This window comes from Azospirillum himalayense (assembly GCF_042657465.1).
GTDB lineage: Bacteria > Pseudomonadota > Alphaproteobacteria > Azospirillales > Azospirillaceae > Azospirillum > Azospirillum himalayense.
Genome location: NZ_JBHSLC010000119.1, coordinates 15542 through 28897, shown reverse-complemented (window position 1 = coordinate 28897; position 13356 = coordinate 15542). Strand labels below are relative to the sequence as shown.

Annotated in this window: 13 protein-coding genes; 6 read left to right on the top strand and 7 right to left on the bottom strand. The window is 69.3% G+C overall.

Going from position 1 to position 13356, the window contains the following annotated elements; all coding sequences use genetic code 11:
* Nucleotides 1-34: 34 nt before the first annotated feature.
* On the bottom strand, nucleotides 35-736 hold the full coding sequence (locus ACFPMG_RS33735) for a LuxR C-terminal-related transcriptional regulator (RefSeq protein ID WP_377000342.1): 702 nt from the start codon (nucleotides 734-736) through the stop codon (nucleotides 35-37).
* 350 nt (nucleotides 737-1086) lie between these two features.
* On the opposite strand from ACFPMG_RS33735, the gene ACFPMG_RS33730 reads away from it, so the two are divergent.
* Nucleotides 1087-1749, top strand: a complete 663-nt coding sequence (locus tag ACFPMG_RS33730) for a LuxR C-terminal-related transcriptional regulator (RefSeq protein WP_377000340.1) — start codon at nucleotides 1087-1089, stop codon at nucleotides 1747-1749.
* Nucleotides 1750-1797: 48 nt separating this feature from the next.
* Here the strand turns inward: ACFPMG_RS33730 and ACFPMG_RS33725 are convergent, their stop codons facing one another.
* Nucleotides 1798-2370, bottom strand: a complete 573-nt coding sequence (locus ACFPMG_RS33725) for a type 1 glutamine amidotransferase domain-containing protein (RefSeq protein WP_377000338.1) — start codon at nucleotides 2368-2370, stop codon at nucleotides 1798-1800.
* Between the two features lie 129 nt (nucleotides 2371-2499).
* Here ACFPMG_RS33725 and ACFPMG_RS33720 point away from each other — a divergent pair, with 129 nt between their 5' ends.
* The gene (locus tag ACFPMG_RS33720) at nucleotides 2500-3249 is read left to right on the top strand and encodes a PRC-barrel domain-containing protein (protein ID WP_377000336.1); all 750 of its coding nucleotides are present in this window, start codon (nucleotides 2500-2502) and stop codon (nucleotides 3247-3249) included.
* Between the two features lie 7 nt (nucleotides 3250-3256).
* On the opposite strand, the gene ACFPMG_RS33715 is transcribed toward ACFPMG_RS33720, so the two are convergent.
* Nucleotides 3257-4612, bottom strand: a complete 1356-nt coding sequence (locus tag ACFPMG_RS33715) for a D-amino acid dehydrogenase (protein ID WP_417281725.1) — start codon at nucleotides 4610-4612, stop codon at nucleotides 3257-3259.
* A 227-nt stretch (nucleotides 4613-4839) separates the two neighbouring features.
* On the opposite strand from ACFPMG_RS33715, the gene ACFPMG_RS33710 reads away from it, so the two are divergent.
* Nucleotides 4840-6381: a sigma-54-dependent transcriptional regulator gene (locus tag ACFPMG_RS33710; protein ID WP_377000332.1), complete on the top strand. Its 1542-nt coding sequence runs from the start codon at nucleotides 4840-4842 to the stop codon at nucleotides 6379-6381.
* Between the two features lie 8 nt (nucleotides 6382-6389).
* Here ACFPMG_RS33710 and ACFPMG_RS33705 read toward each other — a convergent pair whose 3' ends face one another.
* The gene (locus ACFPMG_RS33705; protein ID WP_237903676.1) at nucleotides 6390-6620 is read right to left on the bottom strand and encodes an FmdB family zinc ribbon protein; all 231 of its coding nucleotides are present in this window, start codon (nucleotides 6618-6620) and stop codon (nucleotides 6390-6392) included.
* Nucleotides 6621-6745: 125 nt separating this feature from the next.
* On the opposite strand from ACFPMG_RS33705, the gene ACFPMG_RS33700 reads away from it, so the two are divergent.
* A complete protein-coding gene (locus ACFPMG_RS33700) occupies nucleotides 6746-7309 on the top strand; it encodes a gamma carbonic anhydrase family protein (RefSeq protein WP_417281724.1) in 564 nt (187 codons plus the stop codon).
* 22 nt (nucleotides 7310-7331) lie between these two features.
* On the opposite strand, the gene ACFPMG_RS33695 is transcribed toward ACFPMG_RS33700, so the two are convergent.
* The gene (locus ACFPMG_RS33695; protein ID WP_377000331.1) at nucleotides 7332-8081 is read right to left on the bottom strand and encodes a sulfite exporter TauE/SafE family protein; all 750 of its coding nucleotides are present in this window, start codon (nucleotides 8079-8081) and stop codon (nucleotides 7332-7334) included.
* A 345-nt stretch (nucleotides 8082-8426) separates the two neighbouring features.
* On the opposite strand from ACFPMG_RS33695, the gene ACFPMG_RS33690 reads away from it, so the two are divergent.
* Nucleotides 8427-8876, top strand: coding sequence for a CBS domain-containing protein (locus tag ACFPMG_RS33690; RefSeq protein ID WP_377000329.1), 450 nt, complete (start codon nucleotides 8427-8429; stop codon nucleotides 8874-8876).
* A gap of 98 nt (nucleotides 8877-8974) precedes the next feature.
* On the opposite strand, the gene ACFPMG_RS33685 is transcribed toward ACFPMG_RS33690, so the two are convergent.
* Together ACFPMG_RS33685 and ACFPMG_RS33680 are read right to left on the bottom strand one after the other, a co-directional pair.
* Nucleotides 8975-10693: a PEP/pyruvate-binding domain-containing protein gene (locus tag ACFPMG_RS33685; protein WP_377000327.1), complete on the bottom strand. Its 1719-nt coding sequence runs from the start codon at nucleotides 10691-10693 to the stop codon at nucleotides 8975-8977.
* Nucleotides 10694-10941: 248 nt separating this feature from the next.
* Nucleotides 10942-11697 carry an NUDIX hydrolase gene (locus tag ACFPMG_RS33680; RefSeq protein WP_377000325.1) on the bottom strand — a complete coding sequence of 252 codons (756 nt, stop codon included), beginning with the start codon at nucleotides 11695-11697 and terminating at the stop codon, nucleotides 10942-10944.
* A 193-nt stretch (nucleotides 11698-11890) separates the two neighbouring features.
* Between ACFPMG_RS33680 and pyk the strand changes: the two genes are divergently transcribed.
* Nucleotides 11891-13354 carry a pyruvate kinase gene (gene pyk / locus ACFPMG_RS33675; RefSeq protein ID WP_377000323.1) on the top strand — a complete coding sequence of 488 codons (1464 nt, stop codon included), beginning with the start codon at nucleotides 11891-11893 and terminating at the stop codon, nucleotides 13352-13354.
* Nucleotides 13355-13356 lie beyond the last annotated feature (2 nt).

Below are 13356 nucleotides of genomic sequence, written 5' to 3'. Positions count from 1 at the left end.
CATGGTTCGGATGGATAAACCGCTCCGAAGGGGGTCAGGCGTCCTCGGGGAAGCATCCGCTGCGGGCGGCCACCACGGCGACCTGGGTGCGGTTGCGCACGCCCAGCTTCTGCATGATAGCCCGCACATGGACCTTCACGGTGCCTTCCAGCACCCCCAGCTCCCGCGCGATCTCCTTGTTGGAGTGACCGGCCAGCAGAAGCTGGAACACGTCGCGCTGCCGGTCGGTCAGACGGTCGAGGATCTGGCCCGAGGGGCGCGCGGCCTCCGCCGCAACGTTGCCGGACAGGACGGCGCGCGGCAGCGGCAGGAAGGTCTCCCCGGTCAGCGCCAGGGAAATCGCGTGTTCCAGCACCGCCGTGGAGCTGGTCTTCAGGATGTAGCCCCTGGCCCCCAGCCGCACGCTGTCCACGATGTCCGCCACCTCGTCCGACCCGGAAATGACCAGAAGCGGGCGGTTTCCCAGCACCTCGACCATGCGGCGCACCCCGTCACGACCGCTGCGGTCACCCAGATTGAGGTCAAACAGGACCAGCGTCAGATCCGGCGTGCGGTCGGCGATGGCCATCGCCTCGTCCAGCGAGCCAGCCTCCAGCACCTGCGCGTCCGGGTGGATCTCCCCCACCGAGAGGGCGAAGCCGTGCCGCACCAGGGGGTGGTCGTCCACCACCAGAAATGTCTGCGCCCTGCCGGCCACCGACCGCTCCTTGCCGCGCGTCTGCAGCTGAACTTCCATTGCTTTGCTACCCCATCAAGCCGCCGAAAGCCGTTCCGGAAAACAAAAACGCCCGAACCAGACCGGCTTTCTGTCCAGCGGAAAAGTATAAAGATACCTCTTTTGGACTTTGCAGAGCAGCGCCATGCGAATTTCTATCGTTTCGAAGCCATTTATGATTCATTCATATCGAGCTTCTTCCAAGCATCTTGCGCCGCTCCCTGACCATCCGTATAAATCATCGGGACAACCAGCGTAAAGCACGCTTTTTCGATACAATAAAAGCGGCTTTTTTCCCTTTTCCCCGGCGAAACGGACAACGATTGGCGTTGTGCGCTGCTCGTCACGGGTGGCGTCGCGGAGGAGTTTCGATGAAAACGTGGAACGTCATGCTCGTGGACCATGACCGGCTGTTTTCGGCGGCGCTGGGAACGCTCATCAGCGGCGGCCCCTTCCGCGTCTGCCACCATGCCGTCACGGTGGAGGACGCCGAGGCGGCCATCGCGCAGGGCGTGCAGCCCGACCTGATCGTGGTGGCCCTGGGAGATGCGACGAACGACGAGGCCGGCGGGGTTAAGCGCCTGCGCACCGCCACCAGCGCGCGCATCGCCGTGCTGGCCGATGCCATCGCCGACCGCACGCTGTCGCTGTCGCTGAAGGCGGGCGCCGACGCCTACCTGAACAAGTCGATGTCGAGCGAGTCCCTGCTGCGCGCCCTGCAGCTGGTCATGCTGGGCGAGGTGGTCTATCCCACCCACGTCGCCAGCCTGCTGATCGCCAACGCCAACAGCGAGCGTCCGCAGCCGGAGCGCGCCCAGCCCGCCAACAACGAGCTGTCGAAGCGCGAGATCCAGATCCTGCGCTGCCTGCTCGCCGGGCAGTCGAACAAGGCCATCGCGCGCAACCTGCACATCACGGAATCGACCGTGAAGATGCATTTCAAGAACGTGATGCGTAAGATCAACGCCCAGAACCGCACGCAAGCCGCGGTGTGGGCGATCCAGAACGGACTGTCGCCGCTGGCGTCCGTCTGAAGAGTTTGTCCCCTCTCCCAGCGCAGGGGAGAGGGGACGGGTGCACGGTCACTCCGCCGCGTGGCGGTGCCCGCCGTGGCGGCCTTCGGCGAACTCCTCCACCATCTTGCGGCAGAAGGCCGGCAGATCGTCGGGCTTGCGCGAGGTCACCAGACCCTGGTCGGTGACGACCTCGCTGTCCTCCCAATTCGCCCCGGCGTTGCCGAGATCGGCCTTCAGCGACGGCCAGGAGGTCATGCGCTTGCCCTTGGCGCCGCCTGCGTCGATCAGCGTCCAGGGGCCGTGACAAATCGCGGCGATGGGCTTGCCCGACTGGACGAAGCTGCGCACGAAATCGATGGCCTTGGGCTCCAGCCGCAGCGCGTCGGGGTTGATGACGCCGCCCGGCAGCACCAGCGCATCGAAGCTGCCGGGGTCCGCCTGATCGAGCGTGACGTCCACGTCCACCCGGTCGGCCTTGTCATGGTGGTTCCAGCCCTGGATCTGTCCGCCCTGGGGCGCCACGATCCGCACCTCGGCTCCTTCGTTGCGCAGCGCCTTCACCGGTTCGGTCAATTCGACCTGCTCGAAGCCGTCGGTCGCCAGAACGGCGACGGTCTTCTTCTCAAGCTTTCCTGCCATGGGATCACTCCTCGGTTGGCCTGTCCGGTCAGCAACCGGCGTACCTCTGGGGAGTTCCCTCCGGAACCGCCACGCACCCCCCCATGTTCCCTTTGACGGACCGCGCGTCACAATCGGGAGCACAGACCCATGCGTTACAGCGGCACTTCGGCGGGCATCCTCGCCGCGTTCGCCATCGCCACGTCCCTGACCCTGGGCGTTCCTCAACCCGCCCAGGCACAACCCTCCCACTCCGCCGAAACGGTGCGGACCGCGGAGGCGTCCTACCCCCGGCTCTACCAGGGCTGGCGGGCCGGCGTGATCGTCGGCACCGAAGTCGAGGGATTGCTCGGCGAGGAGCTTGGGCAGGTGGTGGATCTCGTCGTCGGCCCGGACGGACGGCTGGAAAGCGCGGTGATCGAGGCCAGCGGCATGCTCGATGTCGGCGAGGCGCGTTTCACCGTGCCCTGGCACCAGTTGATGCCCGGATCGGTGGACGGCGTCCTGGCCTATCCCGTTGCCGGCCCCGACACGCTGGACCTGATCCGGCGCCAGCAGCAGGCGGCCAGCCGCCCCGGCGACTGGCGCGTCTCCGCCCTGATCGGCCAGCCGGCCAACACCGCCGGCGACGCGACGGAAGCCGGCTTCTTCGGCACGGTGGAGGATCTGGTGTTCGACCGCAACGGCGCGCTCAAGGCCGTCGTGGTGACGCCGGAGCCGGAGGGCGAAGGCCCCTACGCCGTCGCCTGGAAAGCGGCGGCGCTGGAGCCGGGTCTGACCTCCGTCACGCTGCAGGCGACGCCGGAGCAGGTAAAGGCACTCGGTTCCTTCGACGCGGCGCGCATGAAGGAGTTCAACACCGCACGCCTGAACCAGGGTGCCCAGGCGCGCCAGGAATAATGCGCCGTCAGGCCGCCGGGCGGGCCACGCCGCCGACCGTCGGGCGGCTGGCCGCGGCGGCGGAGCGGCCGTAGCGGGCGACGGTCAGCCCGTCCATGTCGATCTCCGTCTGGCGCCCGCCGACCACGTCCGCGACCACCCGGCCCGAGCCGGCGGCCATCGTCCAGCCCAGCGTGCCGTGGCCGGTGTTGAGGAACAGGTTGCGCACCGGGGTCGGCCCGACGATGGGGGTGCCGTCCGGCGTGTTCGGGCGCAGACCGGTCCAGAACTCGGCCTTCGACAGGTCGCCGCCCGTGGGGAAGAGGTCGCTCACCACGTGGTCGAGCGGGCCGCGGCGGCCCGGACGCAGCGTCAGGTCGAAACCGGTCAGCTCCGCCGTGCCGCCGACGCGGATGCGGTCGCCCAGGCGGGTCACCGCGATCTTGTGCGTCTCGTCCATCACCGTGGATTCCGGCGCGCCCGCCGGATCGACGATGGGCAGAGTCAGCGAGTAGCCCTTCACCGGATAGACCGGCAGGTCCATCCCGAACGGCTTCACCAGCGTCGGGGAGTAGCTGCCCATGGCGACGACGTAGGAGTCGGCGGTCAGCGTGCCGGCGTCGGTCACCACGCCGGTGACGCGGCGCCCGTCGCTCTCCAGCTTGCGGATGCCGGTGTTGTAGCGGAATTCCACCCCCAGCTCCGTCGCCATCGCGGCCAGCGCGTTGGTGAAGCGGAAGCAGTCGCCCGTCTCGTCACCGGGCAGCAGCAGGCCGCCGACGATCTTCTCCTTGACCAGCCGCAGCGCCGGCTCGACCGCCGCGCAGCCATCGACGTCCAGCAGGCTGTAGGGCACCTTGAATCGGTCGAGCACAGCCATGTCGGTGGCGGCGGCGTCCACCTGCTTCTGGGTGCGGAAGACCTGGAGCGTGCCCTTGGCGCGCTCGTCGTAACGGATGCCGGTCTCGTCGCGCAGGGCGCGCAGGCAGTCGCGGCTGTACTCGGCCAGCCGGACCATGCGGCCCTTGTTGATCTCGTAGGAACGCTCGTTGGCGTTGGCCAGCAGCTTCAGGCACCAGGACCACATGGCCGGGTCCAGCTTCGGCCGGATCACCAGCGGGGAGTGCTTCATCAGCATCCACTTCACCGCCTTCGCCATCAGGCCCGGCGCCGCCCAGGGGGCGGAGTAGCCCGGCGACACCTCGCCCGCGTTGGCGTAGCTGGTCTCCAGCGCCGGGCCGGGCTGCCGATCCACCACCGTGACCTCGTGCCCGGCCTTCGCCAGGAAGTAGGCGGTGGAAACGCCGATGACGCCGCTGCCGAGGACGATGACGCGCATGTGAAGGCTCCCGAGATCACGGAATTGTTCGCATCCCATTCGCAAACGCGATGCCAAGTGCCGGAAGCTGCGGAAACACTGGGGCGGACGGTTGGGCGCCGGACAAAGCTGTACATGAATCGTTACACGGCGGCTGGAAAGTGCTTCCTGCTCCCCTGATAAACAGAGCCAGAACAGCGATTTGCCATTTCTGTACAAAAAACGTTACGGTGTACACAGATGTTTACGGACGCGCCCATCGTGGTACACTCAGCTCTCCACCGGGGAGAGCCATGCGCATCGACGTCCTGTTCGCCGACCGGGTCGGCATCGCCCATGAGATCCTGGCCGTACTCGCCAAGCGGCGCCTGAACGTCGTGGCGGTGGAGGTGGACCCGCCGCACATCCACATCGACGCGCCGGAACTGGACGTGCCGGGCTTCGGCGTGCTCGACGCTGCGCTGCGCGCCGTGCCGGGGGTGGAGTCCGTCACCCCCATCGACATCCTGCCCGGCACGCGGCGACGGCTGCATCTGGACGCCCTGCTGGCCGCCCTGCCCGACCCGGTTCTTGCGGTGGACCGCGCCTGCCGCATCGTGGTGGCCAACGCCGCTGCCGCGACGGTCGCCGGGCGCAGCGAGGCCGCCCTGACCGGCGCCGACTTCGGGCGGCTGTTCGGCGACGCCGAGCTGTCCGACCTGCTGGTGGACAACGGCTTCCGCCTCGCCGCCGGGCAGGAGGTCACGCTGAACGGCCAGCCCTTCCTGCTGGACGCCACGCCCATCGTGGAGGACGGGCGCGCCGCCGGCGGGGTGGTCACCCTGTTCGCGCCGAGCCGGCTGGGCGAAAGATTGAACGCCTTACAAAACTTCGACGAGGGCGGCTTCGACCGCATCCTCGGTGAATCCGCCCCGATCCGCTCGCTGAAGGCGCGGGCGGCGCGGGTCGCGGCGGTGGACGCGCCGCTGCTGATCCTGGGCGAGACGGGCACCGGCAAGGAGCTGATCGCCCACGCCTGCCACCGCGCCAGCCCGCGCCGAGACAAGCCCTTCCTGGCGCTGAACTGTGCCGCCGTTCCGGAGAGTCTGGCGGAGAGCGAGCTGTTCGGCTACGCCCCCGGCTCTTTCACCGGGGCGCAGCGCGGCGGCAAGCCCGGCCTGCTGGAACTCGCCCACGGCGGCACCGTCTTCCTCGACGAGATCGGGGAGATGTCGCCCTACCTCCAGGCCAAGCTGCTGCGCTTCCTGAACGACGGGCGCTTCCGCCGCGTCGGCGGCGACCGCGAGCAGACGGTGGACGTGCGCGTGGTCAGCGCCACCCACCGCGACCTCGACGCCATGGTCGCCGAGCACAGCTTCCGTGAGGACCTGTTCTACCGGCTGAACGTGCTGTCGCTCCAGGTCCCGGCGCTGCGCGAGCGCGGCGACGATATCCTCCTGCTCGCCCGGCACTTCATCGCCCGCGCCTGCGCCCAGGCCCGCCGCCCGCCCTGCCGGTTGACCGTGGCGGCCAGCGCCGCCCTGCTCGCCAACCCGTGGCCGGGCAACGTCCGCCAGTTGGAGAACGTCATCTTCCGTGCCGTGACGATGAGCGACGGCGCCTATCTCGACGCCGCCGACCTGGAACTCGCCGGGGCGCGCATGGAGGCTGAAACCGGTGGCGAACCCGCCGAGCCGTCAAGCTGGGACGAGGCCGCGGCCGCGTTCGAGCGCGGCCTGCTCCGCCGCCTCTACCCGCGCTACCCGTCCAGCCGCAAGCTGGCCGCCCGGCTCCACACCTCGCACACGATGATCGCAAACAAGCTGCGCAAGTACGGGATACCGGACGGGACGTGAGCGCCGCGCTAAATGCGCGAGCGTTCCGCCTTGCTGTAGTTGCTGAAATGGCCCTCCGCGGCAGCGGCGCCGCGGGCGGTCTTGAGGAATTTGTCGGCCTTGGTGTCCGGCGCGATGCGCGCCACCTTCCGCTCCAGCGCCGCCGATCCGCAGGAGGAGCAGACGGGCGTGTCCGACGATCGCACCAGCGCTTCGAAGTCGTGGTCGCAGGCGGTGCAGCGGTAGGAGTAGAGCGGCATGGGAATCCTCACACGGATCGGGAACCAAGCGCACCCATCCTATCACGTAATTTTCTTATGGGTATAGCGCAGTGCAGCATTCTCACGCCGCCGATGCGTTCCGCGGTAGGATGTCCAGACGAAGAATGAAGGAGGAACGGGTGATCTACGCCTTCAACGACAAGGTCCCGCAGCTGTCGCCCAACTGCTGGGTGGCCCCCAGCGCCACCGTCGTCGGCGACATCCTGCTGGAGGAGGACGTGTCCGTCTGGTGGGGCGCGGTCATGCGCGCCGAGGAGGAGCGCATCCACATCGGCGCCGGCAGCAACGTCCAGGACAACGCCGTCCTCCACGTCGATCCGGGCTTCCCGCTGCTCATCGGCAGGAACGTGACCATCGGCCATCTGGCGATGGTGCACGGCTGCACCGTCGGCGACGGCAGCCTGATCGGCATCGGCGCCACCGTCCTCAACGGTGCCCGCATCGGCCGCGATTGCCTGATCGGCGCCCACGCTTTCATCGCCGAGGGCAAGGAGATCCCAGACCGCTCGCTGGTGCTCGGCGCGCCGGGCAAGGTGGTGCGCACGCTGTCGGACGAGGATGTGGAGCGGATGCGCGCGCCCGCCGCCGTCTACCAGGAGCGGTGGAAGAGCTACGCCAAGGGGCTGCGCCCTATCAACGTTCCCGGCACCGTCCCCGGCCAGCCCTGACACGACCCGGCGTGGGGCACCCTCAGGCTCCGGCGCCCCTGATGAAGAAGTACAGGGTCAGCCCCACGCCGATCGACACCACCACCCATTTCATCACGTCGCGGCTGACCCGCTTCGCCGCGTGGGCGCCGGCATAGCCGCCGGCGATGGCCGACACCGCCATGACGGCGGTTTCCGGCCAGGACACCGCGTCGGACAGGCAGAAGGCCGCCACCGCCGCGCCGTTCATCAGCGCGGCCAGCAGGATGCGCAGACCGTTCATGGCGTGGATGTCGCGCAGGCCGAACAGGGTCAGCGCCGCCAGCATCAGGAAGCCGATCCCGCCGCCGAAATAGCCGCCATAGACGGCGATGACGAACTGCACGACGAGAACGGAGCGACCGTTCAGCCGCAGCCGGGCGGCCAGCGCCGGCATGAAGCTTCCCACCGCGAAGACCGCCGTCGCGAACAGCAGCAGCCAGGGCACCAGCCCGGCGAAGGCGCGGTCCGGCGTGGTCAGCAGCAGGACGGCCCCGACCACCCCGCCGACGAGACTGACCACGGAGAAGGCGGTGACGCTGACCTCCGTCACGCCGCGGATCTCGTTGCGGTAGGCCCAGGCGCTGGCCATCTGGCCGGGGAACAGGGCGACGGTGCTCGACACGTTGGCGCTGACCGGCGGCACCCCGGCGAACAGCAGCGCCGGGAAGGTGATGAAGGCCCCGCCCCCGGCGACGGCGTTGAGAACGCCCGACGCGAACGCCGCGACCATCAGCAGCACCATGGCAAGCATCGTACCCCCACTCTCAGCCTTCCTGAGTATTTGGCATGCCAGTTATCGTTGTGGGCACCCTGACAAACGCCATAGGAAGCGGGTGAACGCCAAGGCTGTGACTGCGCGGTTCGGCAAACTCGTCGCACGAAAATGCGATTTCGCTGATTGTTTGCTATATTAGCCATTGACGTGCTGTGGCATTTGGTATACCAAATATCCATCGCCTGCCACTGCCCGATGCCCAGGTGCCGCCGACGGCCTTCGACCGGCCCGACGCGGTTCCACCGGTCAAGCTCCGGTCCCCCGCGGGGGTCTCCGTGCAGGGCGCGCTTACGCAACCCGCTGTCTGGTGGAGGGCTCGCCATGAAAGTCGCCGACATTCTTCGGACCAAGGAATCCCGCATCGTCACCGTCCGTTCCGGCGAAACCATTGAGGAGGCGATCCGGCTGATGCGGTCGGAGAACATCAGCGCCCTGGTGGTCAAGGACGTCTGCCGGACCGAGGGCAACGCCGTCGCCGGCATGCTGTCGGAGCGCGACGTCGTCTACGCGCTGCTGGAGCGCGGCGCGTCGGTCCTGAAGACGCCGGTCTTCATGCTGATGTCGCGCGCGCCGCAGACCTGCTCGCCCGACGACAGCCTTGTCCACGCGCTGGAACTGATGGACCGCCACCACATCCGCCATCTGCCGGTGCTCGACGGCTCCACGCTGGTCGGCGTCGTCAGCGCCCGCGACTTCACCAAGCTCCAGCTCACCGAGATGGTGGCCCACACTCAGCCCCCGGCTCAGGAAACCCCAGTCTACGCCCACTGACCGCGGCCCGGCGGAAGCGAAAAGGCCCCAGCCAAAAGGCCCGTCGTCCCCTCGGACGGCGGGCCTTTCCTCATGGCTTCAAACCATCACGCGCCCCATCATTCGCCGGCGCCCTCGGCCCAACGCAGCAGCAGCGCCACGGCCTCCGGCGGCTCGGGGCGGATCATCGGCACGCTGCCCAGGATCACATGACCAGCCCCGCCGTCCACGGTGATGATCTCACCCGCCCGGACGGTCAGGTCGCCCACCGTCATCACGCCGGCCGCCGGATCGACGCGCAGCATGCGCGCTCCGGTCACGCAGGGCAGCCCCATGGCGCGGGCGACCGTGGCGGCGTGGCTGGTCGCTCCGCCGCGGGCGGTCACCACCGCGCAGGCCACCTGCATGCCGTGCACGTCGTGGGGAGAGGTTTCCGGACGGCACAGCACCACCGCCACGCCCTCCGCCGCCAGCCGCACGGCCTCGTCCGAGGTGAAGACGGCGACGCCCGTGGCAGCACCGGAGGACGCCGGCAAACCGCAGGCGATGACGTCACGGGGCGCATCGGGATCGGCAATGGGACGCAGGCTGTCCGCCAGCGCCGGCAGGTCGGCGCGCTGCACCGCCTCGGCCCGCGAGATGATGCCGGCCTGCGCCATCTCCGTGGCGATGCGCACCCCGGCCTCCGGCGTCCGCTTGCCGGCGCGCGACTGGAGGATGAACAGGCGCCCCTGCTGAACGGTGAATTCGATCTCCTGCATGTCGCCGAAATGGCGCTCCAGCCGGTCGGCGATGCGGCCCAGCTCGGCGAAGGCCTCGGCGGCGACCGCCTCAAGGGAGGCGTCGGCGCCGGCCAGGGGCCCCGGCGTCCGCAGGCCGGACACGATGTCCTCGCCCTGGGCGTCGGCCAGAAACTCGCCGCACAGCACGGCCTCGCCGGTCGACGGGTCGCGGCTGTGGGCGACGCCGGTGCCGGAGGCGGTGCCGCGGTTGCCGAACACCATCGCCTGCACGGTTGCCGCGGTGCCCCAATCGTCGGGAATGCCGTGCACCGCCCGAAAGGCCACCGCGCGGGCGTTGCTCCAGGAGCGGAAGATGGCCCCGATGGCGGCGAAGAGCTGCGTCCGCGCGTCCTGCGGAAAGGGCTCCCCTGCCTCGCGCTCGATCACGTCGCGATAGGCGGCGGCCACGGCGCGCCAGTCGGCGGCGCTCAGGTCGGCGTCGCGGGTCAGCCCGTGCATCTCCTTGTAAGCCTCCAGCGCCGCGTCGAAGACGTGGGCTCCAACCCCTTGCACCACCGTGCCGTAGGTTTGGATCAGCCGGCGGTAGCAGTCGTAGGCGAAGCGGGCGTCGCCGCTGCGCGCGGCGAGCCCCGTCACCGTCGCGTCGGTCAGGCCGAGATTCAGGATCGTGTCCATCATGCCGGGCATCGAGGCCCGCGCGCCCGACCGCACGGACACCAGCAGCGGGTTCTCCGACCCGCCGAAGCGGGCGCCCGCCACGGCTTCCAGCCGGGTCAGCGCCTCCTCCACCTGGGCCATCAGCCCGGCGGGAAAGCCGCCTTGCCCGGCGCGATGCCGGCGGCTGGCCTCGGCCACGATGGTGAAGCCCGGCGGCACCGGCACGCCCAGCCGTGCCATCTCGGCCAGCCCGGCGCCCTTGCCGCCCAGCTCCGCCAGCATGCCGCCGTGCCCCTCCGCACCGCCACCGCCAAAGGCGTAGACCCACCGCTGTCCACCGGCCGCCGGCAACGCCGCGTGCCCGGCAACCACGGCGGCACCGACGGCGATGGCGCCGCTGGTGTCGGTGGAGCCTTGGATGATGGACTGGTGGAGCATGGACCTATCCTCGCGTCGGCGTGGTGTTCAGGCATCCTGTGGACATGAACAGAAAATTTCTCCGGTCAAACCGATATCTTATTTCCTCATAATGCCATTATACGAACTGAGTGCAATGCACAAATAGTCGCATTTGCGACGATAACGCTTCGGCAGCGAAAAAAGGCACGGGAAATTCCGCATAGCGGAATTTTAGGCGAATTGTTGCTCGGAAATTCTGGTTGGAAATGCGCGGCGGCCTCAGGCGATCAGCCCAGCCGCGCCTGCTCCAGGGGGACACGCGTCAGGGGGTAGCCCAGCCCGTCCGGGATGCTCAGCACCGGACCGTCCGGAGTGTCGGCGGGACGGGGCAGGATGGGGGTCAGGGGATGGAAGCGCGCGGCTTCCTCCATCGCGTGGCGGACCGTGCGGCAGCCGGCCAGACGCAGCAGGGTCATGCGGGTGGCGAAGACCAGCGACAGCCGCTCCGCCTCCGCCTCGGCCAGGATGGCCCGCGGCGTGCCCCAGAACCCGGCGACCGCTTCCACCCCGTCGACCACGGCGGTCTGGCGCGGCGGCGCCTTGGCGAGGAAGAACAGGGTGTCGTAGCGCCGCCAAACGCTCTCCGGCGTGACCCAGCGGGCGAAGGGCACCAGCGCCGCCACATCCGGCTCCAGCCCCGCCGCCAGCAGCCGGTCCAGGAAGGTCCCGCCGCCCGACGCGGTCCGCAGCCCGTCGATAAGGGCGGCGTCCACCGTGCCGCCGGTCAACAGCAGGCCGCATTCCTCGAACGCCTCGCGGATCGCGGCCATCCGCTGCGGCATGTCGTCGGTCAGCGGCAGCGACAGCTCCCGCCAAGGCAGCTCGCTGTCCTCCGCGTCCAGCCGCCCGCCGGGAAACACCGTGGCGCCGGGCGCGAAGCGAAGGTCGCGGTGGCGCTGGATCATGAAGACCTCCAGCCCGTCCACGCTGTCGCGCAGAAGGATCAGGCCGGCGGCGGAAAGCGGCTCGACAGGCGTGTTCATGGCATCGTCCTGGCTGATCGCGGGCGTCCAGTGTCCGCCCAGGGCTCACCCCCGGTCAAACCAACCGTGTGACTTCCCGCTATGTGGAAAAGCCATAGCGGCGGTTTGACCCCCGCCCCGCCCCGGTCGCAGCATCGCCCCTGCACCATACAGTCACCGCCTAAAGTCATCGCCCTCTCAGGAGGCCCGCGCCATGCAGCGCAACCGCAGCACCAAGATCGTCGCCACTCTGGGGCCGGCCAGCTCGACCTACAGCCAGATTTTCGCCCTCGCCGAGGCCGGCGTGGATGTCTTCCGCCTGAACGCCAGCCACGGCACCCAGCGCGACCACGCCGAACGCTACCGCCAGATCCGCGCGGTCGAGGAGACGGTCGGGCGCCCCATCGGCGTGCTTCTCGATCTTCAGGGTCCGAAGCTGCGCGTCGGCACCTTCAAGGAGGTGGCGGTGATCCTGGCCGGCGGCGACCGCTTCCGCCTCGACCTCGACCCGACCCCCGGCGATCGCAGCCGCGTCTGCGTCCCGCATCCGGAGATCTTCGCCAGCCTGGAGCCGGGCCACGAGCTTCTGCTGAACGACGGGCGCATGCGCCTGCGCGTGCTGAGCTGCGGCCCGGACCACGCCGAGACCGAGGTGATGGTCGGCGGCACCCTGTCCGACCGCAAGGGCATGAACGTTCCCGGCACCACGCTGGCCCTCAGCGCCCTGTCGGAGAAGGACCGCAGCGACCTGCAGTTCGGCCTGACGCTGGGCGTGGACTGGATCGGCCTCAGCTTCGTGCAGCGGCCCGAGGACATCCTGGAGGCGCGCGCGCTGATCGGCGACCGCGCCCACATCATGACCAAGGTGGAGAAGCCCGCCGCCCTGCCCCGGCTGGAGGAGATCATCGCCCTGTCGGACGCGGTGATGGTGGCCCGCGGCGACCTCGGCGTGGAACTGCCGCCGGAGGACGTGCCCGGCCTGCAGAAGCGGATGATCCGCCTGAGCCGCGCCGCCGGCAAGCCGGTGATCGTCGCCACCCAGATGCTGGAATCCATGATCACCGAGCCGACGCCGACGCGCGCCGAGGCGTCGGACGTGGCGACCGCCGTCTATGACGGGTCGGACGCCGTGATGCTGTCGGCGGAATCCGCGTCGGGCAAGCATCCGGTGGAGGCCGTGGCGATGATGGACCGCATCATCCGCCGGGTGGAGCGCGATCCGCTGTACCGCCGCATCATGGACTCCGAGCATCCGAACCCGGAGGCGACCACCCCGGACGCCCTGTCCGCCGCGGCGCGCCAGATCGCCGAGACCATCTCGGCCGCCGGCATCGCCACCTTCACCAGCACCGGCTCTACCGCGCGGCGCGCCTCGCGCGAGCGGCCGACCGTGCCGATCCTCGGCCTCAGCGCCGAACGCGGGACCGCCCGCCTGCTGTCGCTGGCCTGGGGCGTGCACCCGGTCTGGACCGCCGACGTGGCGAATTTCGCGGAGATGGTCGAGCGGGCGAGCCTCGTCGCCGCGCAGGAGGGCATCGGCACGCCCGGCCAGTCGCTGATCGTGACGGCGGGCGTCCCCTTCGGCACGCCCGGCACCACCAACAGCCTGCGCGTGGTCACGATCACCGCGAACGGTCTGAACAGCGTGATGACCGCGCAGCTCCACGAGCCGGTCTGACC

Bases quoted from the DNA above. Each gene is read 5' to 3' on its own strand.
- ACFPMG_RS33735 (WP_377000342.1), bottom strand. From the start codon at position 736: ATGGAAGTTCAGCTGCAGACGCGCGGCAAGGAGCGGTCGGTGGCCGGC.
- pyk (WP_377000323.1), top strand. From the start codon at position 11,891: ATGCAGCGCAACCGCAGCACCAAGATCGTCGCCACTCTGGGGCCGGCC.
- ACFPMG_RS33710 (WP_377000332.1), top strand. From the start codon at position 4,840: ATGCGCATCGACGTCCTGTTCGCCGACCGGGTCGGCATCGCCCATGAG.
- ACFPMG_RS33690 (WP_377000329.1), top strand. From the start codon at position 8,427: ATGAAAGTCGCCGACATTCTTCGGACCAAGGAATCCCGCATCGTCACC.
- ACFPMG_RS33725 (WP_377000338.1), bottom strand. From the start codon at position 2,370: ATGGCAGGAAAGCTTGAGAAGAAGACCGTCGCCGTTCTGGCGACCGAC.
- ACFPMG_RS33700 (WP_417281724.1), top strand. From the start codon at position 6,746: ATGAAGGAGGAACGGGTGATCTACGCCTTCAACGACAAGGTCCCGCAG.
- ACFPMG_RS33680 (WP_377000325.1), bottom strand. From the start codon at position 11,697: ATGAACACGCCTGTCGAGCCGCTTTCCGCCGCCGGCCTGATCCTTCTG.
- ACFPMG_RS33730 (WP_377000340.1), top strand. From the start codon at position 1,087: ATGAAAACGTGGAACGTCATGCTCGTGGACCATGACCGGCTGTTTTCG.
- ACFPMG_RS33705 (WP_237903676.1), bottom strand. From the start codon at position 6,620: ATGCCGCTCTACTCCTACCGCTGCACCGCCTGCGACCACGACTTCGAA.
- ACFPMG_RS33695 (WP_377000331.1), bottom strand. From the start codon at position 8,081: ATGCTTGCCATGGTGCTGCTGATGGTCGCGGCGTTCGCGTCGGGCGTT.
- ACFPMG_RS33685 (WP_377000327.1), bottom strand. From the start codon at position 10,693: ATGCTCCACCAGTCCATCATCCAAGGCTCCACCGACACCAGCGGCGCC.
- ACFPMG_RS33720 (WP_377000336.1), top strand. From the start codon at position 2,500: ATGCGTTACAGCGGCACTTCGGCGGGCATCCTCGCCGCGTTCGCCATC.